Genomic DNA, 22198 nt, shown 5'->3' with positions numbered 1-22198 from the left:
GAGCGTGGGAGCGCTTCATTTTTCAGGGCAGGTTGTCGATGTGGACGGTGTGATAGAGCGAGACCGTCTCGTTCTGGCTCGTCAGCTGCAGCGCCAGCGTGACGACGCCATAGCGCGTCGCGAAGGGCGAGCCGTCGTAGACGATGCGGCAGGCGCTGACGTTGCGCGCCAGCACGGCCGACGTGCCGCCGCTGGGCGGGTCGGGCTGGGTGGCGGAGAAGCCGTAGCCGGTGTAGCGCGTCAGCGTGCCGGGCGTCGTGGTGGTGTCGCAGCGGTAGGTGACGGGCTGCTCGATGGCATAGACGCGGTAGGGCGGCGCCTGCAGCGAATTGGGCAGGGCCGTGCCGCTGACGGTGACACTGCTCGCGCTGCCGGCCGCCGTCGTCGAAGTGCGCACATTGCTGAGCGTGTAGGCATTGGCATCGTTGATGCCGGTGCCGAGGTTGTACCAGGCCAGCTGCTGGCTGGCGTGGCTGAGCTTGAGCGGTGGGCCGACGATGGAGAACGTGGGGATGGGCGCCACGCCGAACTGCAGCGCACCGGCCGAGTCGACCGCGTAGCGCGCGGCGGCGCTGATCGGGATCAGCTCCAGGCTCTGGTTGCTGGCCGACACGCGCGCGCTGTTGGGCAGGGCCTGCGACAGGTCGCGCGCGATGCGGCGCAAGGCCGTGTCGGCCTGGTCGCCGAGCTGGGCGCGCGCGCTGCTGGCGAAATAGGCCGTCGTCGCCGGCACGATGAAGATGGCGATGACGCCGATGACAACGCCGGTGACGGCGATGACCATCACGGCCTCGATCAGCGTGAAGCCGCGGGCGCGGCGCGGCCAACTGCGCTCAGTCCGGTGCATTGGGCGCATAGCGGGTCCGCCAACCTTGCAGGCTGATCGTGCTGTTGTCGGGGGCCGTGACCGTGACGGTGATCTTCAGCGCATCGCCCGCGGCCACGTTGTCCAGCGCTACGGCCGACACGTCGACCGAGGCCTTGTAGCCGCCCAGGCCGGCGATGGCGGTGCCCGTGTTGTCGAGGATGCCGCTGTTCATCGCGAAGCCGGCGTAGTCGTTGACGTTGTTGAAATACGGCGTCGTGTAGCGGGTCTGGCCGGCTTCGGGGCCCATGCCCTCGGGCAGGCTGGCACAGCCGGCGGCGGAGGTGGCGGTCTCGACGTTGGCGTCGCTCGGGTCGCACCACGTGAAGGGCATCAGCTCCACCTCGCGCAGCAGCGACTCGGCGATGGCGAGCTGTTGGCGGCGGATCATGGGATCGGCGCTGGATTTCGTGGCGGTTGCGAACACGCCCAGCAGCGCGCCCAGCGCAATGCCGACGACGACGACGAAGAGCAGCAGTTCGATCAGGGTCAGGCCGCGGCTGCGCGGCCCGGGGTGCAAGGCCGGCATGCGGGCGATGCTAGCCGAGCAATTCATCGTGCAAGCCTCAAGGAGTCGGGTAAATCAGCCCGGTGTCCGCCTCGATGCGGTAGGCCTGGCTGTAGCTGCCGGAGGCGACGGTGACGGTCAGCGCCGCGCCGGTGCTGGTGGCGGTGGTGCCGCTGTTGCCGCTGTTGAAGGTGACCGTGCGGCTGCCGCCCTCGGCGATGCAGGGGCTCAGGGTGGCGGGGCAGGCCAGCGCGTCGATGGCGGCGCCGCTGCCGTAGGCCCAGCTGACGCCGGTGCCGGTGATGGTGGCGACGATGGGCCGGCGCTGCTGCAGGGCCAGCCTCAGCATGCCCTGGTGGCGGGCCTGCAGGTCGTCGCCAAACGAACGCAGCCGCCACAGCGTCGTGTCCACCACCTTGGGGAGGGCGAACACCGCCAGGGCGGCTGTGATCACGATGACGAGGATGAGCTCGATCAGCGTGAAGCCACGCACGCAGCGTGGCATGGACTCAGGCGATACCGGTGGCCGTGAAGGTCGTGGTCGCGCCGCCCGTGGTCTGCGTCAGCGTGCAGGACACGGTGGCATCCACCGCGACGGCAGCGGCCGTGATGGTGTAGCCCGAAGGCAGGCCGCCTTGCAGCGACGTGGCGACATCGGTGCAATTGGCCACCGCATTGCCCTTGGTGGCGTTCGCCTTGCGGGACGCGTAGTTGATGGCGGATGCCGAGCTCAGCGCGCCGGCCACGCCGCTCAGCGCGGAGGCCCGCGCGTCGGCGTCGACGCTGACGAACTTGGGCAGTGCGACGGCGGCCAGCACGCCGAGGATGACGATGACCATCACCAGTTCGATCAGGGTGAAGCCAGATTGACGAGTCTTGTTCATGAGGGTCCTTCCTGCGCAATGCGCTGTGGTCCGGGGGGATGGCGCAACTATCTGTCAGCGCCGGGTGACTTGAACAGTGAATTGCGCACGGGTTGCAACGCAATTTCACGCTGGCCTGCAAACCGTTGCAGGCGTCACACGCATCAGGGCGTCAATGGCCCAGCGCGGCCTGGCCCAGGTTCCACAGCGGCAGGAAGACGCCCAGGGCCAGCACCAGGACCATGGCGCCGATGATGGCCAGCAGGATGGGCTCGATGGCGGCGGACAGGCCCTTGATCGCGTAGTCGGTCTCGCGCTCGTACATCTGCGCGATCTCGGTCATCAGCGTGTCGAGCTCGCCGGTCTCCTCGCCCACGGCAATCATTTGCAGCACGATGGGCGTGAACACGCCGGCGGCCGTCGCGCAGCGCGAGATGCTCTCGCCGCGCTCGACGCCGTCGCGCATCTGCTCGATGCGGGCGCCGATGTAGGCGTTGTCCACGGTCTGCGCGACGACGGTCATGGCCTGGCTGATGGGCACGCCCGAGCTGCTGGCCAGCGCGAAGCTGCGCGCGAAACGGGCCAGCGTGGCCTTGAGCACGATGTCGCCGGCAATGGGCAGCCTGAGCTTGAAACGGTCCCACAGATAGCGGCCACCGGGCGTGCCGACCCAGTTGCGCCAGGCCAGGCCGGCGCCGATGAAGCCGGCGACGACGAGGGGCCACCAGCGCACCGTCCAGCCCGAGAAGCCGAGCAGGATGCGCGTCATCAGCGGCAGCTCGCTCTTGAAGTGGGCGAAGACCTCGGCGAACTTGGGCAGCACGAAGATGTTGATGACGACCAGTGCGATGGCCATCGCGCAGACGACCATGATGGGGTAGCGCAGCGCCTGCTTGATGCGGGCGCGGATGTCGAGCTCGAACTCCAGGTGTTCGGACAGGCGCTGGAAGACCTCGGTCAGCCGCCCGGTCAGCTCGCCAACGCGCGTCATCGCGACGAAGAAGGGGCTGAACACGGCCGGGTGGCGGGCGAAGGCAGTGGCCAGCTCGCGGCCCTGGTCGAGGCTGGCGCGCACGTCCTGCAGCAGGGCGACGATGCCGGGGTGGGAGGTGGAGGCTTCGAGGCCGGCCAGCGAGCGCAGGATGGGCACGCCGGCCTTCTGCAGCGTGTACATCTGGCGCGTCAGCACCAGCGTGTCGTCCAGCGTGATGGGCTTGGCCAGCAGGGCCTCCAGCCAGCCGCCGCCCGCGACGCTGACAGCATCCAGCGTCGGCTCGATGCTGACCGGCACGACGCCGCCGGCCATCAGCTGGGCCGCCACCGCGTCACCGCTCGCGGCGTCGACGATGCCCTCCACCAGCTCGCCGCGGCCGTTGCGGCCCTTGAAGGCGAAGTTGCTCATTCAGCATCCACGCTGATTCGCACGGCCTCGGCCAGCGAGGTCTTGCCCTCGCGCACGAGGGCCAGGCTGCGGTCGGCCAGCGTCCTGCCCTTGAGCGCGCGGCGCGCGGCGATCAGGAAGGCGCCGGCATCGCTGCGCTGGATGGCCAGGGCCATGTCGGGGTCCAGCTCCAGCATCTCGTAGATGCCGCGCCGGCCCTGGTAGCCGGTGCCGTTGCATTCGGAGCAGCCGCGGCCCTTGACGCTCGGCACCGGGCCGGGCGCCTCGCCGTTCAGCGCCGCCACTTCGTTGACCCAGGCCTGCTCCTGCGCCGTGGTGACATGGGGCTCGGCGCAGTGCCTGCAGACGCCGCGCAGCAGGCGCTGGGCCAGCACGGCCTGCAGCGACGTGGCCACCATGAAGGGCGGTGCCCCCATGTCCAGCAGCCGGAAGGGCGTGGAGACGGTGTCCTTGGTGTGCAGCGTGCTGAGCAGCAGGTGGCCGGTGATGGCGGCGCGCAGGCCGATCTCGGCGGTCTCGGCGTCGCGCATCTCGCCGACGAGGATGACGTCCGGGTCCTGGCGCAGCGCGGCGCGCAGCACCTTGGCGAAGCTGAGTTCGATCTTCTCGTTGACCTGCACCTGGGTGAGGCCCGGCAGGCGGTATTCGATCGGGTCTTCGGCCGTGATGATCTTGAGCTTTTCCGAGTCCAGCTCGGACAGCGCGGCGTACAGCGTCGAGGTCTTGCCGGAGCCGGTCGGGCCGGTCACGAGGATCATGCCGGCGTCGCGCCCCAGCAGCTCGCGGAAGCGCTGCAGCATGTCGTCGGGCATGCCGATGTCGCCCAGCCGGCGCAGCGCCGAACCCTGGCCGAGCAGGCGCATGACGACGGATTCGCCGTACTGGCTGGGCATGGTGGACAGGCGCACGTCCAGCGTGCGGTCACTCAGGCGCAGCGTGAAGCGGCCGTCCTGGGGCAGGCGCTTCTCGGAGATGTCGAGGCCGGCCATCAGCTTCAGGCGCTGGGCCAGCGCGGGCGCGATGCGCTTGTCGGCCTGCGTGAGCGTCTGCAGCAGGCCGTCGACGCGGTTGCGGATCAGCAGCTCGCCTTCCTGCGGCTCGATGTGCACGTCGGAGGCGCCGGCGCGCGTCGCGTCCTCGAACACCGACTGCAGCAGCCGCACGACGGGTGCACCCTCCTGGCCGACGCTGGCCTGCAGCGTGCCGAAGTCCACTGCGTCGCCAAGGTCCTTTTCGAGCGCCTTGGCCAGGCCGGAGATTTCGTCGCTGCGGCGGTAGTGCTTGTCGAAGACGGCGGGCAGCTGGCTGTCGGCGACGACAGCCATGGCCAGGCGCCGCTTCAGGATCTTGGCCAGCTCGTCGAAGCCGAACAGGTCCAGCGGGTCGGCCATCGCGACCAGCAGCGTGTCGCCGCGCTCCTCCAGCACGACGGCACGGAAGCGCCGCGCCGGCGTCTCGGGCAGCAGGCGCACAAGCTCGGTCTTGAGCGGGAAGGTTTTGAGGTTGACGAAGGGCGCGCGCAGCTGGCGGGCCAGCACATGGGCCAGGGCCTCCTCGGTGATGAGGTTGGCCTCGATCAGGATGCGGCCCAGCTTCTTGCCCGTGGCGCGCTGCAGCTCCAGCGCCTGGCCGAGCTGCTCGGCCGAGATCAGCTGCTGCTCGACGAGGACGTCGCCGAGGCGGAGCTTGGGGCGGGGGGCTGCAGCGGTGGTGTCGGCGGCTTCAGTCATGTGTTGCTGGTGGCGTGGACTTCGGCGATGGTGGTGATGCCTTGCAGCACCTTGACGATGCCGTCCTGGCGCAGCGAGCGCATGCCCTCGGCCAGCGCGGCCTGCTGGATCTCCTCGGCGCGTGCGCCGGTCTGGATCAGGCGGCGCAGGTTCTTGGACACGCTCAGCAACTCGTGCAGGCCGGCGCGGCCCTTGAAGCCGCTGCCGCCGCAGCTCGGGCAGCCGGGGCTGGTGAACTTCATCAGCCGCCCGTCCTGGCCGTGCTGCCTGATCCAGTCGGCCATCAACGCGAGCTTGCCCGGGCGGGCGGCGGCGGGGAAGACGTGCAGATAGTCGTCCAGCAGCTCGCCGAGTTCGGCCTCGCCCATCGGCGCGCTGGTCTGGCAGGCCGTGCAACTGCGCCGCACGAGGCGCTGGGCCAGCACGGCGAGCAGCGAGTCGGCGAAGTTGAAGGGGTCCATGCCCATGTCCAGCAGCCGCGTGATGGTTTCGGGCGCGCTGTTGGTGTGCAGCGTGGACAGCACGAGGTGACCGGTAAGCGAGGCCTCGACGGCGATCTCGGCGGTCTCCTGGTCGCGGATTTCGCCGACCATGATGACGTCGGGGTCGGCGCGCAGGAAGGCGCGCAGCGCCTTGGCGAAGGTCCAGTCGATCTTGGGGTTGACCTGGACCTGGCGCAGGCCGGCCTGGGTGATTTCCACCGGGTCCTCGGCCGTCCAGATCTTGCGGTCGGGCGTGTTGATGTGGGCCAGCGCCGAGTGCAGCGTCGTCGTCTTGCCGGAGCCGGTGGGGCCGACGCACAGCACCATGCCGTAGGGCCGGCTCACGGCCAGTTGCAACGCCGCGAGGTTGGCCGGCGTCAGGCCGATGCGGTCCAGCGGGATGGGCCGGCTGCTGGCCAGCAGCCGCATGACGACGTCTTCCAGGCCGTTGTTGGTCGGGATGGTGGCCACGCGCAGCTCCAGCTTGTGCTGGGACGAGAAGCGCGCAAAGTTGATCTTGCCGTCCTGCGGCTTGCGGCGCTCGGAGATGTCGAGGTCGCACATGATCTTGATGCGCGCGATCATCGCGTTGCGGTAGGTGTGGGGCAGCTCCAGATAGGGCTGCAGCACGCCGTCGCGGCGGAAGCGGATCTTGAGCTTTTCGCGGCCGGGGTAGGTCTCGATGTGGATGTCGGACACGCCCTGGCCGTGGGCCTCGATGATCATCGTGTTGATGAGGCGCACCAGCGAGTTGTCGCTCTGCTCGATGGGCGATTCGTCTTCGCGGCTGCTGCGCTCGCTGCTGTCGCGCTCCAGGCTCTCGATGAGCTTGTTGGAGCTTTCGAGAGAAAAGTCGGGCTGGAAGTCGGGCAGCGGCGAGTCGCCGCCGCGCGCGGGCGCCTCGGCGCCGAAGCGCTCGAAGGTCGCCGGCACGGCGAACTGCAGCGTGCCGAGCTTGGTCAGCGTCGGCACGACCTTGAGTTGGGTGATGAACTCGACCTCGTCGAGGGCGTCGCGGCGGGTCGGGTCTTCCATCGCGACGATGAGGCGGCCGTCGCGCAGCACCAGCGGCAGCACCTCCAGCCGCTTGGCCACGGCGTAGGGGAGCTTGCGCACCGCATCGGGCTCGACGACGAAGTTCTCGACGTCGACGACCGGGTAGCCCATCTTGCGCGCCAGCGCTGACTGCAGCTGCGCGCGGCTGATGATGCCCTTGCGCACCAGCAGCTCGCCCAGCGGTACGGAGCGGTCGTCGCGCTGCTGCACCAGGGCCTGGTCCAGCTGCTCGGGGGTGACCAGGTCCAGGGCCAGCAGCGCCTCGCCGATGCGAACCATGGGCATCCTGGCCTGCTGCTCGATGGCCTGCAGCAGCTGCTCGGCCGTCACGATGTTCTGGTCGACGAGGATCTCGCCGACGCGGCGCTGGCGCAGGCCGGTCTGCTCGATGGCGGCGGCGCTGAGCTGCTCGGGCGTGACGAGCTTGTCCTTGAGCAGCAGGTCGCCGATGCGCTCGCCGATCTCGAAATGCGACAGCACCTCGCGCGGCACGAAGACGCGACGCACCGAGTCGTCGTTGTCGGACAGCGGCGGGAACAGGAAGAGGCCGAGCTTGTCGTGCTGGTGGCCGATGGTGACGCCCTTGAGCTCGTCGCCGCCGTTGAACACGAGGCGGAAATTGCTGCGCGGGCGCTGGTCGACGCTGAGCGGCGAGTTCAGGTCGCTGGCATGGCGCGGCGGCACGACGACGGCGTTCATCAGCTTGATCGCGCGGAACTGGCTGAACTTCAGCGGCATGCTGTTGCGCGCCGGCGGGACGTTGATGGTCACGAGGCGCTCGCCCGCGTCCAGCGACAGCAGCTGGCCGTTGCTGCGGCTGTTGTTCAGGCCGAGGATCTCGCAGGTCTCGGAGCCGCGCTGGGCCTGGGCCTGCGGGTAGGCCGCATAGGGCGGGGTGGGCCAGAGGAAGCCCGGCAACGCGCCACCCGGGCCGGCGGCGGGGGTGTCGGCGTCGCCATGGGGCCAGGACAGGGGCTGGGACGGGTCGGTCATGGGCTCGCGCAATTGGGGTGCCGCCGATTATGGAGGCCCGCCACGCCTGCTCCGGCGTTGAATAGCGATCCTCCGGCGGGCCAGATGCGGTGCGCCCGCGGCCTCACTCCTGCGAGTAGTTGCGCCAGCGCGTGCTGGCCTGGCGCATCAGGTCCACCTGGCGTGAAAAGCGGCGGCAGTTGCTGCAGATGCGCTGGTGCAGGCGCAGCGACAGGCGCTCGGCCAGCGGCAGGGTGCGGTCTTCGGCCTGCAGCACGATCTGCGTGGCCTCGCGGCAGGTGATCATCAGCCTGATCAAGTCGCTCCTCCGGCGTTGTTGGCACCGAACCAGCCGGCCTGCAGGCACTCCCTGAGCCTCAGCCGGGCCCGGTGCAGCATGACCCAGAGGTTGGTCGGCGTGATCGCCAGTTCCTTACAGATCTCGTCGGACTCCAGCTCCAGCCACTCGCGCATCATGAAGAGCCGGCCCTGCTGGCCGGGCAGCTTCTCGACGCAGGCTTCCAGCACCTTCATGAAGTCCATCTGGCGCAGCGCGTCCTCGGGGTTGCCCCAGTCGTGCTGGGCCTCGCGCCAGTGGCCGTTGCCCGAGAAGAGCAGGTCGTCCAGGTCCTCGTCGTCGTCGCTGCCAGTCGTCGTCGACAGCTCGCGGCTGTTCTTGCGGATCTGGTCGACGAGCTTGTGCTTGAGGATGCCGATCAGCCAGGTCTTGAGCTGGCTCTGGCCACCGAAGGCCTGGGGCTTCTCCAGTGCGGCGAGCAGGGTGTCGGAGACAGCGTCGTCCGCCCAGGCCGGGTTGCGCAACTGCAGCCGCGCGTACTTCAGCAGGGCTGGGCGCAGGGCTTCGATCTGGCGGCAGTAGTCCGCTGAGGCGGTGTTGGCGGTCATGGCGACGGCAGTGTAAGGATCGGCGGGCGTCTTGCGACTTCGTTCTCGCCGCCGCATCATCGGCCGCCTTCCACCCCTCAAGCTTTTGGAGACCTGTCCATGAAGACCCAAGCCCTCGTGTCCTCGGCCCTCGCCGCCGCCCTGTCCCTCGGCCTCGTGGCCCAGGCCCAAGCCGCCGACAGCAACAAGGAAAAATGCTTCGGCATCGCCAAGGCCGGCCAGAACGACTGCGCCACCGGCAGCCACTCCTGTGCCGGCCAGTCCAAGGCCGACAAGGATGCCGGCGAATGGAAGTACGTCGCCAAGGGCAGCTGCGAGAAGGAAGGCGGCACGACCAAGCCGGTCGCCAAGAAGTGACGGCTTGACCACGGCCACCCAGGCGCCGGCCGACACCTGCGTGGGCATAGGCTGGCGCCAGCCTCATTACGAGAGCCTGCTGGCGCAGCGCCCGCCGCTCGGCTTCATCGAGGTCCATTCGGAGAACTTCTTCGCCGATGGCGGCATCGCGCTGGCGGTGCTGGAGGCCGGCCGCGAGGCCTACGAACTCAGCCTGCACGGCGTGGGCCTGGCCCTGGGCTCGGCGGCCGGCCTGGACGACCGGCATCTGGAGCGCCTGGCCCGCCTCGCCGAGCGCGTGCAGCCGCGCTGGGTGTCCGACCACGCCTGCTTCGCCCGCGTGGGCTCGGGCCTGCACGCGGCGGACCTGCTGCCCATCCGTTTCGACGACGCATCGCTGGCGCTGATGGCCGGCCATGTCCAGCAGGTGCAGGAGCGCCTGGGCCGGCCCCTGCTCGTCGAGAACATCAGCGCCTACGTCGGCTGGGGCGGCGACACATTGGCCGAACCCGAGTTCTTCAACGCGCTTACCTCGCGCAGCGGTTGCGGCCTGCTGCTGGACGTCAACAACCTCTTCGTCAACGCGCGCAACGCCGGCCATGAACCCGAGGCCGCCGCGTGCGAGGCCATGCGCTGGGTGGACGCGATCCGGCCCGGCAGCGTCGGCGAGATCCATCTGGCCGGCCACTGCGAGCGCGACGACGGCCTCGTCGTCGACGACCACGGCAGCCGCGTACGCGACGAGGTCTTGCGGGTCTACGCCCATGCGATTGGCCGCTTCGGGCCGACGCCGACGCTGATCGAATGGGATACCGACGTGCCGGCGCTGGACGTGCTGCTGGCCGAGGCCCGACGGGCGAGGGCGCTGCAGCCATGAGGGCCGAGCAGCAGGCCTTCGTCGACGCGCTGCTGGGGCGCGGCGAGCCGCCGGCCGGCCTGAGCGGCGGCGAACGCGGCCTCGCGGCCTACCGCAACAACCTGAGGGTGCTGTCGGCCCAGGCCCTGGCCGTGGCCTTCCCGCGCCTGCACGACGCGCTGGGCGAGGACGAGTTCGCCTCGCTGGCCTGGACCTTCTGGCGCCACCACCCGCCCGAGTGCGGCGACCTCGGGCAATGGGGCGGCGCCCTCGCGGGTTTTCTGCTCGAACGCGCCGGCGACGAGTCCGGCCTGCCCGACATCGCGCGGCTGGACTGGGCCCTGCACCGCGCCGAGCGCGCCGAGGACGTGGTGCTGGACGCCGAATCGCTGAGCCTGCTGGGCAGCACGCCGCCCGAGGCGCTGTGGCTGCGCCTGCGCCCCGGCGTCGCGCTGCTGGCGCAGGCTGCGGGAGCGGTGCTGGTCTGGCGCCAGGGCTGGCGCGGGCAGTGGCGGGCGCTGGGCGAGGCCGAGGCCGCCTTCGTGCGGGCGCTGCTCGGCGGCGTGAATCTCGCCGCCGCGCTGGAGGCCGCGGCAGTGAAAGGTTCGGGCGACGAAACCGACTTCGACTTCGGCGCCTGGCTGCAGGCCGCGCTGCAAAACGCCTGGCTGCAGGAAGTCAGGGCGACACCAACGAACCGGACCGCATGACCATGAAAGCTCTGATCTCCAGCGCGCTGCGCGCCTTCACCGACCCCGGCCTGGCGCCGACCCGGCTGCCGGCGGCGCTGGGCAGCGTCGTCGGCCATCTGCAGTCGCTCGCGCTGCTGGCGGCGCGGCTCTACGTGGCCCGCGTCTTCTTCACGTCGGGCCTGAGCAAGCTGCACGACTGGTCGGCCACGTTGGCGCTCTTCAACGACTACTACCAGGTGCCGCTGCTGCCGCCGACGCTCGCGGCCTATCTGGGCGCGGCGGGCGAACTGGCCATCCCCGTGCTGCTGGTGCTCGGCCTGGCCGGGCGCTTCGCCGGCGCCGGCCTGTTCGTCGTCAACCTGATGGCCGCGCTGTCACTGCCGGCCGAGGACTTGTCGGTGGCCGGCGAGATGCAGCACATCCTCTGGGGCGTGCTGGCCTTGGGCATCGCGCTGTTCGGTGCGGGCCGCTGGTCGGCCGATGCCTGGTTGGCGCGACGACCCCGTTGATCAGCGTGGGCGCAGATCCTGCGGCCGCATGGGCAGGTCCAGATATGCAGGCAGGCTCTTGGAGCCGTCACGCGGGATGACGCGGGTCTTCTCGATCCCACGCAAGGCCGCTTCGTCCCATTTGGGATCGGGGCTCGGCCTGATGACCTTCATGCCCAGGATTTGACCGTCCGGAGTCACGAAAACGCGAATCTCCACCTCGGGATTGGCAGTTCCCTCGGCGTCGAAGGTCGTGTTTTGGCTGATGCGCTGCCTTATCAGGCCGATCCAGCTCGCCGACGGTGCGGCGTTCTGCAGGGCGGTTCCCGTGGAGGCCTGAGCGCCGGTCGCGCCGGCCAGGCCCTGGATGCGGCGCAGCTGCTGCTGGCGCAAGGCCTCGCGGCGGGCGTCGGCCTCCTTGGCCTCTTTCGCCTCCTTGGCGTCCTTCGCGGCCTTGTCGGCTTTCTCTTTCTTGCGGTCCTGCTCTTCCTTGGCTGCTTTTTCCTTGGCAAGCCTGTCCTGGGCTTCCTTCTCGCGCTCCAGCCGGGCGGCGTCCTCGCGGGCCTTGTCTTCCTTGAGCTTCTTCGCCTTCGCGATGGCGATCTCCGCCTCGCGCTGTTCCTGGGCTGCTTCTTCGGCGGCGCGCTGCCGGGCCTTGGTGTCGGGCCTGGGCGCCTCGGGCTCGGGCTCGGGCGGCAGTTGTTCCCTGGGCGCGGCCACCTGGGGCACGGATGACCACAGCTCGGCCTCGAAGGCCGGCGAGTTGTCGCTGTGCCAGTGCAGGCCCCAGCTCAGCGCGAGGATCAGCAGGCCGTGGGCCAGCAGCGCCAGCGCGAGGCCGCGGCCTATGCCGGCCGCCTCGGGGGGGCGCAGGGTCGCGGTGCTCATCAGTGGGTCGACGCGCCGCTCTTCACGGCCAGGCCCACGCGCTGCACGCCGGCGCGCTGCAGCGTGTCCATGACCTGCACGACGGCCTCGTACTTGACGGCCTTGTCGGCCGAGATGACGACGGGGTTGGTCGCGTCGCCGCCCTGGGCCTTCTTCACGCGCTCGGCCAGGCGGTTCACCGGGATGGACTCGGGTTCGAGCTGGTCGAGCTTGATCCTGAGCTTCTCGTCGGTGCCGACGATGACCTGGATGACGTGCTCGGGCTGCTGGCGGCTCTTGCCCACGCTGGGCAGGTCGACGAGGCCGGTCGTGATCAGCGGCGCGCTGACCATGAAGATGATGAGCAGCACCAGCATCACGTCGATGAAGGGGACCATGTTGATCTCGTTCATCGTGCGGCGTCGGCGGCCGCTCCGGCTCGAAACGGCGGCCATCAGTGTTGGGTGGCGTTGCGTTGCAGGATGTTGGAGAACTCCTCGATGAAGGTCTCCAGCGTGATGGCGCTGCGGTCGATCTGGCGCGCGAAGCGGTTGTAGGCCAGCACGGCGGGTATGGCCGCGAACAGGCCGATGGCCGTGGCGACCAGGGCCTCGGCGATGCCGGGCGCGACCGTGGCCAGCGTGACCTGGGTCAGGTTGGACAGGCCGACGAAGGCGTGCATGATCCCCCAGATCGTGCCGAACAGGCCGACATAGGGCGACACCGAGCCGACCGACGCGAGGAAGGACAGATTGCTCTCCATCGCGTCCAGCTCGCGCTGGAAGCTGGCGCGCATCGCGCGGCGGGCCGCGTCGAGCAGGGCGCCGGTGTCGGACACGCGCTTCTCGCGCAGCTTCAGGAACTCGCGCATGCCGGAGGCGAAGATGCGCTCCAGCGGCGCGCCGTCGCTGCGGTTGCCGACCGACTGGTAGAGGTCGTTGAGGTTCTTGCCGCTCCAGAACTCGGCCTCGAAGGCGTCGTTGCGGCGCTTGATCTGGCCCAGGCCGATCAGCTTGCCGAAGATGACGCTCCAGCTCGCGAGCGACACCAGCAGCAGGCCGGCGATGACGAGCTGCACCGCGAAGCTGGCGTGCAGGATCAGGGAGACGATGGAGAGGTCTTGGTTCATAAGGTGATCGCCGCGACGACCGTGTCGGGCAGGCGTTGGGGTTTCAGGTCGCCGGCGCGCACGCAGCCGATGCGGATCTCGCCCTCGGCGAGCAGCGTGCTGCCGCGCAGCGCGCGCTGGCGCACGACGAGGCTGGCGCGGCCCGCGGGCTCGGGGTCGACGGTGATGGTCAGCAGGTCGTCCAGGCGCGCCGGCGCGACGTAGCGCAGGCTGGTGGCAGCGACGACGAACATCAGGCCGGTGTCCTCGCGCAGGGCGTGCTGCTCGACGCCGGCCGCGCGCAGCCACTCGGTGCGGGCGCGCTCGAAGAACTTCAGGTAGTTGGCATAGAACACGATGCCGCCGGCGTCGGTGTCTTCCCAGTAGACGCGGACGGGGAATTCGAAGCCCGGCGCCGCACGGCCGCCCGAAGGCGCCGGAGCCCCCTCGGGGGGCAGAGAGCGAAGCGAACGTGGGGGCACCATGTTCATGCCAGCACCCCGCGCAGGCGGGCAATGGCCTCCTGCAGGTCGTCCATCGACGACGCGAAGGACAGGCGCATCCAGCGCTGCGGGTCGGCGAGGCCGAAATCGCGGCCGGGCGTCAGCGCGACCTGGGCGCTCTGCAGCAGCTCGTGGGCGAAGGCCCAGCTGTCGGCGTGGAATCGGCTCACGTCCATCCACGCATAGAAGGCGCCGTCGGGTGCGACGGGCACGGTCAGGCCCAGCTCGTTCAGCGCCGGCACGACGAAGTCGCGGCGCTGCTTCAGCACAGCGCGGCGGCGTTCGAACTCGGCGATGGACTCCGGCTCGAAGCAGGCCAGGGCCGCCTTCTGCGCCAGCGTGGACGCGCAGATGTAGAAGTTCTGAGCCAGGCGCTCGATGGCCGGCACGAGGGCAGGGGGCAGCACCAGCCAGCCCAGCCGCCAGCCCGTCATGCCGAAGTATTTGGAGAAGCTGTTGACGCTGACGATGTCCTCGCCGAGCGCCAAGGCCGTGTGGCCGAAATGTTCCTCGTAGCTCAGCGGCAGGTAGATCTCGTCGACGACGGTCACGCCGCCGCGCCCGCGCACGAAGCCGGCCATGTCGGCCAGCACCTCGGGCGCGATGGAGGTGCCGGTCGGGTTGCTCGGCGAGGCCAGCAGCACGCCGCGCGTGGCCGGCGTCCAGGCTTCGCGCACCTGCGTCGCGTCGAGCTGGAAGCGGCCGGCGGCGCTGGTGGGCAGCAGGCGCGGCGTCGCGTCGGCGGCCGTCACGAAGTGGCGGTTGCAGGGGTAGCAGGGGTCGGGCATCAGCACCTCGTCGCCGCGCTCGAAGAGGGCGAGGCAGGCGAGCTGCAGCGCTGCCGACGCGCCGGCCGTGACGGCGATGCGCTCCGGCGCGATGGCGAGGCCGAAGCGCTGGCCGTACCAGCGCGCAATGGCTTCGCGCAGCGCCGGCAGGCCGAGGGCATCGGTGTAGGGCGTGGGGCCCTGGGCGACGCGGGCGGCGGCATCGCGCACTGCGGGCGCGGCGCCGAAATCGGGTTCGCCGATGTTGAGGCGGATCATGCGCCGGCCACCTCGGGCCGGGTCGCACAAGGGGCCGGCCGCGACCTGGGCCGCGGCCTTGGCCAGCTCCATCACATAGAAGGGCTCGATGCGGTCGAGCCGCGCGGCGAGCTTCATCGGGTCAGCGCTGCACCTCGACCGGGCGCAGGTCGCCGGCCGCGCGGTCCAGCACGCCGTTGACGTATTTGTGGCCGTCGGTGCCGCCGAAGGACTTGGCCAGCTCGACGGCCTCGTTGATGGCGACCTTGTAGGGAATGTCGAGGCAGTGCTTGAGCTCGTAGGCGCCGATCATCAGGATGGCGTGCTCGATGGGCGACAGCTCGGTGGTCTTGCGGTCGACGTGGCGGGCGAGGATGGCGTCGAGGTCGGCGGCCTCCTGCACGCAGCCGCCGAGCAGGGCGTCGTAGTGCTTCACGTCGAGCTTGGCATAGCCGTCCTGCTCGCGGCCCAGCGCCTCGATGGCGCCGATGTCCTCGCCGGTCAGCAGCCATTGGTAGAGGCCCTGCAGCGCGGCCTCGCGCGAGCGGCGGCGGGCCGACTTGGCCGGTGCGCGCTTGGTGGCGGGCTTGCCGGCGGTTTTGGCGGCCGTCTTGGGTGCGGTCTTCTGCGGTGCGTTCACTCGATCTCTTTCAGCAGGTTGGCCATCTCGACGGCGACGCGGGCGGCGTCGCGGCCCTTGGGCTCGGCGCGGGCCCAGGCCTGGGCCTCGTTCTCGACGGTCAGGATCGCGTTGGCGATCGGAATGCCGTGGTCCAGGCCGACGCGCGTCACGGCGGCGCCGCTCTCGTTGGCGACCAGTTCGAAGTGATAGGTCTCGCCGCGGATGATGCAGCCGAGCGCGATCAGCGCGTCGCAGTCGTTGCTCTCGGCCAGCGCCTGCAGGGCCAGCGGCACCTCGAGCGCGCCGGGCACGGTGACGTGGCGGATGGCCTCGGTCGGCACGCCCAGGCGCGACAGCTCGGCCAGGCAGGCGCTGGCCAGGGCCGACGTGATGGAATCGTTGAAGCGGGCCTGCACGATGGCGATCGTCAGCTCGCTGCCGTCGAGGGCGCCCTCGAAGCCGGGCCGGCCTTGGTCGGAGTCTTGCATCGCGGGTCTCTCCGGGTCAGCAGTTGGGGGGGGCGACGAAGCCGGTCACTTCGAGGCCGTAGCCGGTCATGCTGGGCATGCGGCGCGGGCTGCCGAGCAGCTTCATGCGGTGCACGCCCAGGGCCTTCAGGATCTGGGCGCCGACGCCGTAGGTGCGCAGGTCCATTGCGCCGCGCGGGGCCGGCGTGGCCTTTTCGGACTGGGCACGGGCCAGCACGCCGGCCGCGTCTTCGCCGCAGTTCAGCAGCACGGCGACGCCGGCCGGGCTGGCGGCGAGCGCGGCGAGCGCGGCGGGCAGGCCCCAGGAATGGCCGCAGGAGCCGGCTTCGAGCAGGTCCATGACGGACAGCGGCTCGTGCACGCGCACGAGGACCTCGTCGGCCGCGCTCCAGGCGCCGTGGCTGAGCGCGAGATGGGTGGCACCGGTGCGGTCGGTGAAGACCTGGCAGTCGAACTCGCCCTGGGCCGTGTTCAGGCGGCGCTGGGCGACGCGCGTGATGAGGCTCTCGTGGCGGCTGCGGTATTCGATGAGGTCGGCGATGGTGCCGATCTTCAGGCCATGCTCGGCGGCGAAGACTTCGAGGTCCGGCAGCCGGGCCATCGTGCCGTCGTCCTTCATGATCTCGCAGATGACCGACGTGGCCGACAGGCCGGCCATGCGGGCCAGGTCGCAGCCGGCCTCGGTATGGCCGGCGCGCATCAGCACGCCGCCGTCCTGGGCTTGCAGCGGGAAGATGTGGCCGGGCTGGACGAGGTCGCTGGCCTTGGCGTCGGCGGCGACGGCGGCCTGCACGGTGCGGGCGCGGTCGGCGGCCGAGATGCCGGTCGTGACGCCGGTGGCGGCCTCGATGGACACGGTGAAGGCCGTGCCATGCTGGGCGCCGTTGCGCCGCGTCATCGGCGGCAGCTGCAGGCGCTCGCAGTGTTCGCGCGGCAGGGTCAGGCAGATCAGTCCGCGGCCGTGCTTGGCCATGAAGTTGATGGCCGCGGGCGTGACGAGGTCGGCCGCGAGGACCAGATCGCCTTCGTTCTCGCGGTCTTCCTCGTCAACGAGGATGACCATGCGGCCAGCGGCCAGCTCGGCGACCAGCTCGGGGATGGGGGAGATGGGCATAGCCTGTGATTGTAGGTGGCGACCAGGAGGCTGTCGGGCTTGGGGCCGGGTGCGCGTTGGGCCTGCCAGGGGGCTGAGGCTAGGCGACGACGACGCTGCGGGCTCGCGCCCGCGAGGAGGAGCAACAACGCCTCAGCCCCCTGGCAGGCCCAACCCGAAGGGCCGAGACGATTTGCGGGGCAATCCGTCGTTGCCGGCTCGTTGTTGGGCACCACCCAACGCCTCGCCGGCGCCTAGCCTTGCCCCGCAACTCGCCTCGGCGCGCACCCGGCCCCAAGCCCGACAGCCTCCTAGGTTGGGCGCAGGCGAAGGCGCAGATCCGCGCCGACGGGCGTGGCTTCGACGAGGTGCCAGCGTCTGGCCTGGTCCAGCCCGGCCAGGGCGCCGAGCGTGGCCAGCGGCCGGCCTGCGCCGATCAGCAGCGGCGCCTGGTAGACCAGCAGTTCGTCGACGAGGCCGGCGTCGAGGAAGGCGCCGGACAGCGTCGGGCCGGCCTCGACATGCAGTTCGTTGATGCCCTGCGCGCCCAGCTCGGCCAGCAGCGCGGGCAGGTCGGCGCGGCCGGGGCCGATGACGCGGACCGCGCCCGGTGGCTGCAGGATGCGGGCCCCTGCCGGCATGCGGCCCTGCGGGTCGAGCACGATGCGCAAGGGCTGGCTGGCCGTCGGCACGAGGCGCACGTCCATGCGCGGGTCGTCGGCCAGCACGGTGCCGATGCCGGTCAGCACGGCGCCGGCGCGCTTGCGCCAGGCATGGCCGTCCGCGCGGGCGGCCTCGCCGGTGATCCACTGGCTGCGGCCGTCGGGCAGCGCGGTGCGGCCGTCCAGCGAGATGGCCGACTTCAGCCGCACAAAGGGCCGGCCGCGTTGCATGCGCGAGAAGAAGCCGGTGTTGAGTTCGCGTGCCGCGTCGGCGCTTGCGGCGTCGGCCAGCTCGACGGCGATGCCGGCGGCACGCAGGCGTGCGATGCCCTGGCCGGAAACCAGCGGGTTCGGATCCTCGACGGCGACGACGACGCGGGCGACGCCGGCGGCGATCAGCGCATCGCAGCAGGGCGGCGTGCGGCCGTGGTGGGAGCAGGGCTCCAGCGTGACGACAGCGGTTGCGCCGTGCACATCATGGCCGTGCGCGGCCGCATCATGCAGCGCCATGACCTCGGCATGGGCCTGGCCGGCGGGCTGGGTGTGGCCGGAGCTGAGGACCTGGCCGCTGGCCGAAAGGATGACGCAGCCGACGCGGGGGTTGGGGTCGGTGAGGCCGATGGCCTGCTCGGCCAGCGCGAGGGCCTGGCGCAGAGCGGCGGGGATGTCGAGGACGGGCATCCGCCCAGTCTAGCCAGGGCGCAAGGCTAGGGCTGCAACTGCACGGTGCTGTAGTCGATGAAGATGCCGGATGCGGGGGCCGGGGCCGGCGCGGTCGGGCAGGCCACGTCGCCGCGGACGACGAGGAAGTTCTGACGGGCGAGCGGACGGGCCACGCCCCGATAGAGGTCGGGGTGCTCTTCGTTGTCGATCAGGAATTTGCTGGGCTTGCCGTCGGCAAGATAGTCGTAGCCATTCGCCGTGTTGGCCAGGAAGGTGTAGCCGTTGCCGTTGTAGTCGGCGCTGTAGCGGCAGACGCGGAACTGGGCCGAGTCGGTTCCGACGCTCAAGCCGGTGAGCGACACCACCCCCCACCAGTTGGGCGTGGTCTGGGTGTTGGGATAGACGATGCAGTTGTAGTTGACGAAGCTGCGTGTGGCAACGGGGCTGGAAGGCGCATCGCTGAAGCATTGCGGGGTTCCCGTGTAGCCGGCATTGGGCGCCAGCCGCGTCCTGTTGTTGGGGTCCGAGAACTGGCTGGGTATCAGGGTGACCGTGGCCGACACCAGCGGCAGCGCAGGCGCCTCGGGTGCGGTCGGATTGGCCGGGTTGGTGCTGGAGAAGCGGATGCTGCCGCTGACGAGATAGGCCGTCGTGCTGCTGCAGTTCACCAGGTCGCTCGCGTACCGCAGCGACACGGTGGCGTCGATCGTGCAGGTGCTGGTGATGACGCCGGTCAGGTTGTTGAACACCCACACCGTCTGGCCTCCGCCGCCTGGCCGGAAGGTGCTGCGCTGCCCATGTTCGTTTTCCAGATCCTTGGCATCAGCGGGAATGGCTGGATTGCGCCCGCTCGGCGTCCGGATGCCGCTGGTCGGCGGCGTGATGCCGGTGGCGCCCGAGAAGGCGGGGTCGGTCCGTGACACGATGCTCTCCAGCTTGATGCTGCCCTGCTGGTTGGCGCGGTCCTGCCAGGTGACCAGGACCGACATGGTGCGCGCGCGCGGTTCGGCGGAGCCATTGACGAGGGGCGTCACGATGCGCGTGAGCGTGTAGATGGCGTTCAGGCTCGTGCCCGGGACGTTCTGCGGGTCCTGGGTCACGATGCTGTTGTCGTAGTCCTGCGTCGTCGTGTTGCCGGCCGGCCTCCGGAGCAAGGCGAACGACCGCAGGTTCGCCAGCTCCGCCTGGGCGATCCGCATGGCGTCGCCGCGCTGCCTGGCGACGTCGCCACCACGGCGCAGATTGGCCAACAGGCCCACCAGGGCCACCATGCCGAAGGACATCACCAGCAGCGCGACCAGGGCTTCGATCAGCGTGACGCCGCGTTGATGCCCGGCAACGCGGCGAAGGAGGAATTGCTTGGACTTCATGGCCGGCTCAATAGTTGTCGATCCAGCTGCCGGGCACGCGCACGAAGCTGCCCATGCGGTTGCTCAGCTGGTCGGCGATGGCCTGCTGGTAGACGATGTCCATCGCGCCGCTGGTCTGCATACCCTTGCCGACGAGCACGATGCCGTTGATCAGCGAAGGATTGCCGGTGGTGTTGTTCCAGCCCAGGCTGCCGGTTGCCACCACCATGCCGTTGATGACGAAAGGCCCGCTGAGGCTGATGTCGCCGTCGGCGATGATCAGCACCGGATCGGCGAGCGAGCCGATCGTCTTGTTGCTGCTGAAATTCATCGAACCGGCGACCCAGAGGATGCGCGTGCCGGCGTTGTAGGCCGTCAGCAGCGCGTCCGAACAGTCGCCGCTGCAGGTCACGGTACGCAGCGATGGATGCTGGAAGTAGCGCGGGGACGCGGCCCCCATGTACATCTTGAAGACGTCGGTGCCCGGCAGGCTCAGCGTCGGGTCGTTCTGGACGCGCACCTGATCGAGCGATGTGCCGGGCACGCTCTGCATCAGGCTGTCGTTCATGCCCGACCAGGTGCCCCCGATGGCGAGCAGCGAGCCCGCCGAGCGCGGGTCGGTGTTGTGCAGGCCCAGACCCGTGCCGCTAATGCCGAGGTCGCCCTTGACGATCAGCGGTGCCGCCGGAGGCGTCCGGACCGCGCTGACCAGGGCGATCTTCGAATAGAAGCGGACGAGGGCCATTTGCTGCTTGCTGCGGCCGCCGATGTCGGAACTGTTGCAATGGTCGACCACGCTGTCCGTGCACCCCAGCGAGCGCAGTTCTATGGTGCCGCCGCGGAACCCCGCCTGCGCCAGGATGCCGAAGCTCGGCGTCAGGTCCGTGCCGGCCGCCGCGGCCGGCGGCACGCGCGTGTTGATGTCGGGGCAGCGGCAGGCCCACCCCAGGTTGGCGGCGTCGCGCGTGCAGTCCGCCAAGATGCCGTTGTAGGAGGACAGCGTCAGCGCGATGCTGCGATCCGCCGGGTTGATCTGCAGGTATTTGTCGGCGAAGCGCTTGCCGCCGACCGCCAGCGGCTTGCAGTTGGCGTCGATGGCGGGCCCGTTCAGTTGCGCCAGTGCCCACTCGAGGCCGCCTTCCGCGACCTCCTGGGACAGCGCGGCGCGTGCATAGCTGCCCGCGATGCGTTGCTCGAACATCAGCCCGCGGTTGGCATAGGCCGCAAGCAGGGCCATCACGAGGAACAGCATCATGACCACGACCAGCGTCGCGGCTCCCTGTTCGCGCCGTCTTGACGGAAGTGGGCTGCGCATCATGGTGGGCATGCTCCGATGATTGCTTCCGTGCGAATGCGCTCGGTGCCGGTCAGCGTCCTGACGACGTTGGCGTCGTGCTTGGCTTGGCCGACGATCTGGAAGCTGACCTCGCGCACGTTCTGGCGGGGGCAGGAGTCGGATGCAGTGGTCGTCGTCGGGTCGCAGGGTTGGTCGCAGAATTCGCCGAGATTGACGAACTGGTCGCTCAGATTGACGCTGAAGTTCTTGATCCGCAGATTGTCCGGGTCGGTGATGGGTTGCCAGTTCGGCTGGCCATTGGCACCCAGGCCCAGTTTCAAATAGAGCACCTCGGTCTGCTTGTCCCACATGAATCCGAACTGCTCGTTGCCCGAGGGCGTGCCGGTGGGGGAGTAGATGAAGGTGACGGGATCCTGGCGGGCGTAGAGATAGCTCACGACCACGTTGCCGGTATCTTTGTCGGTGGTCACGGTCAGCGGCGCATAAAGATTGGCGATGGCGGTGCTGGGGCCGCTGCCGACCGCCTTGGCCGGCGCCCAGACCCCGAGGTCGGCCTGGCCTCGAAAGCCGGCACGCCGCATCTCCTGCTGCAGCAGGTCGGCTGCGGTGCGCAGATCCTGCTGGACCTGGGTTTCGAGCATCAGCCGGCGGTGTTCGCTGATCTGGTTGACCGCGACCAGAGAGGCGCCTGCCGCCACGATCAGGCCGACGGTGATGCCCACCATCAGCTCGACCAGACCCAGGCCGTGCTGATGCCGGCCGGCTTGTTTCATTAGCATGCTGGGTACCCGCCGATGCTGGCACTGGGCGAGCAGACGTGCACCCGCCCCATGTCGTTAAGTTGGATGCGCAACTGGGCGCCGGTGCGCTGGCCCGTCACCGTGAGCCGGAAGTTCTGCGGGGTCGCGTAATGCAGGTTGCGCGTGAAGCTCAGTGCATTGCCCGCCGGCCAGGAATCGGCCGTGGCCAGGAAAGACACGCCCGTACTCTTGGGCAGCAGAAACTCACGCACCATGGCGCTGCTGCCGTTCCTGCAGACCTTGGCGCTGGCGACATCGCAGCCGCAGGTATCGAAGACGCTCTGCGTCACCAGACGGGCGCAGCTGATCTGGCTGTCGACCGACGGCTCCAGGTGCAGGTCCAGCACATCGCCGACCGCATTCGTCTCCGACTTCGCGAAGTTGATCATGCTCGTGAGTTCCCCCATGGCGGCCACGACGCGGCGGCGCTCCATCATGTCGGCCAGAGAGGGGCTGGCCAAGGCGACGATCACGCCGAGCACGACCAAGGCCACCAGAACCTCCACCAGCGTAAGCCCGCGGCACGAGGTTGTCGGATGCAGGGGCGTGCGGAGCTGTTGCATGA

At 69.7% G+C, this 22198-nt stretch carries 26 protein-coding genes; 4 read left to right on the top strand and 22 right to left on the bottom strand.

The window, feature by feature from the left end; translation table 11 throughout:
- Positions 1 to 22: 22 nt before the first annotated feature.
- The 9 genes from NYP07_RS21315 to NYP07_RS21275 form a co-directional block, all read right to left on the bottom strand.
- Complete coding sequence (locus NYP07_RS21315; RefSeq protein WP_268153762.1) at positions 23 to 847, bottom strand: PulJ/GspJ family protein; 825 nt, start codon at positions 845 to 847, stop codon at positions 23 to 25.
- Entirely contained in the window at positions 834 to 1394 is a 561-nt protein-coding gene (locus NYP07_RS21310) for a prepilin-type N-terminal cleavage/methylation domain-containing protein (RefSeq protein WP_268153761.1), read from the bottom strand. The genes NYP07_RS21315 and NYP07_RS21310 overlap by 14 nt, the downstream gene beginning before the upstream one ends.
- Before the next feature lie 37 nt (positions 1395 to 1431).
- Entirely contained in the window at positions 1432 to 1878 is a 447-nt protein-coding gene (locus NYP07_RS21305) for a prepilin-type N-terminal cleavage/methylation domain-containing protein (protein ID WP_268153760.1), read from the bottom strand.
- Between the two features lie 4 nt (positions 1879 to 1882).
- Complete coding sequence (locus NYP07_RS23995; protein WP_276597581.1) at positions 1883 to 2257, bottom strand: type II secretion system protein; 375 nt, start codon at positions 2255 to 2257, stop codon at positions 1883 to 1885.
- A gap of 151 nt (positions 2258 to 2408) precedes the next feature.
- Positions 2409 to 3638, bottom strand: a complete 1230-nt coding sequence (locus NYP07_RS21295) for a type II secretion system F family protein (RefSeq protein ID WP_268153759.1) — start codon at positions 3636 to 3638, stop codon at positions 2409 to 2411.
- Entirely contained in the window at positions 3635 to 5368 is a 1734-nt protein-coding gene (locus tag NYP07_RS21290) for a GspE/PulE family protein (RefSeq protein WP_268153758.1), read from the bottom strand. The genes NYP07_RS21295 and NYP07_RS21290 overlap by 4 nt, the downstream gene beginning before the upstream one ends.
- Positions 5365 to 7899 (bottom strand): GspE/PulE family protein, encoded by a 2535-nt coding sequence (locus NYP07_RS21285; RefSeq protein WP_268153757.1) that lies wholly within the window; start codon positions 7897 to 7899, stop codon positions 5365 to 5367. The genes NYP07_RS21290 and NYP07_RS21285 overlap by 4 nt, the downstream gene beginning before the upstream one ends.
- Positions 7900 to 8002: 103 nt before the next feature.
- Positions 8003 to 8185, bottom strand: a complete 183-nt coding sequence (locus NYP07_RS21280; protein WP_268153756.1) for an anti-sigma factor family protein — start codon at positions 8183 to 8185, stop codon at positions 8003 to 8005.
- An 8-nt stretch (positions 8186 to 8193) separates the two neighbouring features.
- Positions 8194 to 8784, bottom strand: a complete 591-nt coding sequence (locus NYP07_RS21275) for a sigma-70 family RNA polymerase sigma factor (protein WP_268153755.1) — start codon at positions 8782 to 8784, stop codon at positions 8194 to 8196.
- Between the two features lie 99 nt (positions 8785 to 8883).
- On the opposite strand from NYP07_RS21275, the gene NYP07_RS21270 reads away from it, so the two are divergent.
- Genes NYP07_RS21270 through NYP07_RS21255 form a run of 4 tightly spaced genes read left to right on the top strand, consistent with a single transcriptional unit; the run spans position 8884 to position 11177 of the window.
- Positions 8884 to 9141: a BufA1 family periplasmic bufferin-type metallophore gene (locus tag NYP07_RS21270; protein WP_268153754.1), complete on the top strand. Its 258-nt coding sequence runs from the start codon at positions 8884 to 8886 to the stop codon at positions 9139 to 9141.
- 4 nt (positions 9142 to 9145) lie between these two features.
- Positions 9146 to 9997, top strand: coding sequence for an MbnB/TglH/ChrH family RiPP precursor modification enzyme (locus NYP07_RS21265; RefSeq protein WP_268153753.1), 852 nt, complete (start codon positions 9146 to 9148; stop codon positions 9995 to 9997).
- On the top strand, positions 9994 to 10686 hold the full coding sequence (locus NYP07_RS21260; protein ID WP_268153752.1) for an HvfC/BufC N-terminal domain-containing protein: 693 nt from the start codon (positions 9994 to 9996) through the stop codon (positions 10684 to 10686). The genes NYP07_RS21265 and NYP07_RS21260 overlap by 4 nt, the downstream gene beginning before the upstream one ends.
- On the top strand, positions 10683 to 11177 hold the full coding sequence (locus tag NYP07_RS21255; RefSeq protein WP_338091320.1) for a DoxX family protein: 495 nt from the start codon (positions 10683 to 10685) through the stop codon (positions 11175 to 11177). Before NYP07_RS21260 ends, NYP07_RS21255 begins: the two co-directional genes overlap by 4 nt.
- On the opposite strand, the gene tolA is transcribed toward NYP07_RS21255, so the two are convergent.
- From tolA to NYP07_RS21190, 13 genes are all read right to left on the bottom strand, one after another.
- Entirely contained in the window at positions 11178 to 12044 is an 867-nt protein-coding gene (gene tolA / locus NYP07_RS21250; protein WP_268153751.1) for a cell envelope integrity protein TolA, read from the bottom strand.
- Positions 12044 to 12478, bottom strand: coding sequence for a protein TolR (gene tolR, locus NYP07_RS21245; RefSeq protein ID WP_268153750.1), 435 nt, complete (start codon positions 12476 to 12478; stop codon positions 12044 to 12046). The genes tolA and tolR overlap by 1 nt, the downstream gene beginning before the upstream one ends.
- The gene (tolQ, locus tag NYP07_RS21240) at positions 12478 to 13152 is read right to left on the bottom strand and encodes a protein TolQ (protein ID WP_268153749.1); all 675 of its coding nucleotides are present in this window, start codon (positions 13150 to 13152) and stop codon (positions 12478 to 12480) included. The genes tolR and tolQ overlap by 1 nt, the downstream gene beginning before the upstream one ends.
- Positions 13149 to 13622, bottom strand: a complete 474-nt coding sequence (gene ybgC / locus NYP07_RS21235) for a tol-pal system-associated acyl-CoA thioesterase (RefSeq protein WP_268153748.1) — start codon at positions 13620 to 13622, stop codon at positions 13149 to 13151. Before ybgC ends, tolQ begins: the two co-directional genes overlap by 4 nt.
- Complete coding sequence (locus NYP07_RS21230; RefSeq protein ID WP_268153747.1) at positions 13619 to 14797, bottom strand: pyridoxal phosphate-dependent aminotransferase; 1179 nt, start codon at positions 14795 to 14797, stop codon at positions 13619 to 13621. The genes ybgC and NYP07_RS21230 overlap by 4 nt, the downstream gene beginning before the upstream one ends.
- Positions 14798 to 14801: 4 nt before the next feature.
- Entirely contained in the window at positions 14802 to 15299 is a 498-nt protein-coding gene (nusB, locus tag NYP07_RS21225; RefSeq protein ID WP_268153746.1) for a transcription antitermination factor NusB, read from the bottom strand.
- Positions 15296 to 15769: a 6,7-dimethyl-8-ribityllumazine synthase gene (gene ribH / locus NYP07_RS21220; RefSeq protein WP_243655759.1), complete on the bottom strand. Its 474-nt coding sequence runs from the start codon at positions 15767 to 15769 to the stop codon at positions 15296 to 15298. Before ribH ends, nusB begins: the two co-directional genes overlap by 4 nt.
- Before the next feature lie 16 nt (positions 15770 to 15785).
- The gene (gene ribBA, locus NYP07_RS21215) at positions 15786 to 16883 is read right to left on the bottom strand and encodes a bifunctional 3,4-dihydroxy-2-butanone-4-phosphate synthase/GTP cyclohydrolase II (protein WP_268153744.1); all 1098 of its coding nucleotides are present in this window, start codon (positions 16881 to 16883) and stop codon (positions 15786 to 15788) included.
- A 290-nt stretch (positions 16884 to 17173) separates the two neighbouring features.
- Complete coding sequence (gene ribD / locus NYP07_RS21210) at positions 17174 to 18205, bottom strand: bifunctional diaminohydroxyphosphoribosylaminopyrimidine deaminase/5-amino-6-(5-phosphoribosylamino)uracil reductase RibD (protein WP_268153743.1); 1032 nt, start codon at positions 18203 to 18205, stop codon at positions 17174 to 17176.
- 26 nt (positions 18206 to 18231) lie between these two features.
- Positions 18232 to 19557 (bottom strand): prepilin-type N-terminal cleavage/methylation domain-containing protein, encoded by a 1326-nt coding sequence (locus NYP07_RS21205; protein WP_268153742.1) that lies wholly within the window; start codon positions 19555 to 19557, stop codon positions 18232 to 18234.
- 7 nt (positions 19558 to 19564) lie between these two features.
- Positions 19565 to 20863: a pilus assembly PilX family protein gene (locus tag NYP07_RS21200; RefSeq protein WP_268153741.1), complete on the bottom strand. Its 1299-nt coding sequence runs from the start codon at positions 20861 to 20863 to the stop codon at positions 19565 to 19567.
- Entirely contained in the window at positions 20851 to 21606 is a 756-nt protein-coding gene (locus tag NYP07_RS21195) for a PilW family protein (protein ID WP_268153774.1), read from the bottom strand. Before NYP07_RS21195 ends, NYP07_RS21200 begins: the two co-directional genes overlap by 13 nt.
- Positions 21606 to 22196 (bottom strand): prepilin-type N-terminal cleavage/methylation domain-containing protein, encoded by a 591-nt coding sequence (locus NYP07_RS21190; protein ID WP_268153740.1) that lies wholly within the window; start codon positions 22194 to 22196, stop codon positions 21606 to 21608. The genes NYP07_RS21195 and NYP07_RS21190 overlap by 1 nt, the downstream gene beginning before the upstream one ends.
- Between the last annotated feature and the right edge of the window lie 2 nt (positions 22197 to 22198).

This window comes from Pelomonas aquatica (assembly GCF_026712205.1).
GTDB lineage: Bacteria > Pseudomonadota > Gammaproteobacteria > Burkholderiales > Burkholderiaceae_C > Pelomonas > Pelomonas aquatica.
Note: the sequence above shows the minus strand (reverse complement) of the source record. Positions and strands in the feature narration are given on the sequence as shown.

Coding starts and splice junctions, on each gene's coding strand:
- NYP07_RS21315 (WP_268153762.1), bottom strand. CDS start 847: ATGCACCGGACTGAGCGCAGTTGGCCGCGCCGCGCCCGCGGCTTCACG.
- NYP07_RS21310 (WP_268153761.1), bottom strand. CDS start 1,394: ATGCCGGCCTTGCACCCCGGGCCGCGCAGCCGCGGCCTGACCCTGATC.
- NYP07_RS21305 (WP_268153760.1), bottom strand. CDS start 1,878: ATGCCACGCTGCGTGCGTGGCTTCACGCTGATCGAGCTCATCCTCGTC.
- NYP07_RS23995 (WP_276597581.1), bottom strand. CDS start 2,257: ATGAACAAGACTCGTCAATCTGGCTTCACCCTGATCGAACTGGTGATG.
- NYP07_RS21295 (WP_268153759.1), bottom strand. CDS start 3,638: ATGAGCAACTTCGCCTTCAAGGGCCGCAACGGCCGCGGCGAGCTGGTG.
- NYP07_RS21290 (WP_268153758.1), bottom strand. CDS start 5,368: ATGACTGAAGCCGCCGACACCACCGCTGCAGCCCCCCGCCCCAAGCTC.
- NYP07_RS21285 (WP_268153757.1), bottom strand. CDS start 7,899: ATGACCGACCCGTCCCAGCCCCTGTCCTGGCCCCATGGCGACGCCGAC.
- NYP07_RS21280 (WP_268153756.1), bottom strand. CDS start 8,185: ATGATCACCTGCCGCGAGGCCACGCAGATCGTGCTGCAGGCCGAAGAC.
- NYP07_RS21275 (WP_268153755.1), bottom strand. CDS start 8,784: ATGACCGCCAACACCGCCTCAGCGGACTACTGCCGCCAGATCGAAGCC.
- NYP07_RS21270 (WP_268153754.1), top strand. CDS start 8,884: ATGAAGACCCAAGCCCTCGTGTCCTCGGCCCTCGCCGCCGCCCTGTCC.
- NYP07_RS21260 (WP_268153752.1), top strand. CDS start 9,994: ATGAGGGCCGAGCAGCAGGCCTTCGTCGACGCGCTGCTGGGGCGCGGC.
- NYP07_RS21255 (WP_338091320.1), top strand. CDS start 10,683: ATGACCATGAAAGCTCTGATCTCCAGCGCGCTGCGCGCCTTCACCGAC.
- tolA (WP_268153751.1), bottom strand. CDS start 12,044: ATGAGCACCGCGACCCTGCGCCCCCCCGAGGCGGCCGGCATAGGCCGC.
- tolR (WP_268153750.1), bottom strand. CDS start 12,478: ATGGCCGCCGTTTCGAGCCGGAGCGGCCGCCGACGCCGCACGATGAAC.
- tolQ (WP_268153749.1), bottom strand. CDS start 13,152: ATGAACCAAGACCTCTCCATCGTCTCCCTGATCCTGCACGCCAGCTTC.
- ybgC (WP_268153748.1), bottom strand. CDS start 13,622: ATGAACATGGTGCCCCCACGTTCGCTTCGCTCTCTGCCCCCCGAGGGG.
- NYP07_RS21230 (WP_268153747.1), bottom strand. CDS start 14,797: ATGAAGCTCGCCGCGCGGCTCGACCGCATCGAGCCCTTCTATGTGATG.
- ribH (WP_243655759.1), bottom strand. CDS start 15,769: ATGCAAGACTCCGACCAAGGCCGGCCCGGCTTCGAGGGCGCCCTCGAC.
- ribBA (WP_268153744.1), bottom strand. CDS start 16,883: ATGCCCATCTCCCCCATCCCCGAGCTGGTCGCCGAGCTGGCCGCTGGC.
- ribD (WP_268153743.1), bottom strand. CDS start 18,205: ATGCCCGTCCTCGACATCCCCGCCGCTCTGCGCCAGGCCCTCGCGCTG.
- NYP07_RS21205 (WP_268153742.1), bottom strand. CDS start 19,557: ATGAAGTCCAAGCAATTCCTCCTTCGCCGCGTTGCCGGGCATCAACGC.
- NYP07_RS21200 (WP_268153741.1), bottom strand. CDS start 20,863: ATGCCCACCATGATGCGCAGCCCACTTCCGTCAAGACGGCGCGAACAG.
- NYP07_RS21195 (WP_268153774.1), bottom strand. CDS start 21,606: ATGAAACAAGCCGGCCGGCATCAGCACGGCCTGGGTCTGGTCGAGCTG.
- NYP07_RS21190 (WP_268153740.1), bottom strand. CDS start 22,196: ATGCAACAGCTCCGCACGCCCCTGCATCCGACAACCTCGTGCCGCGGG.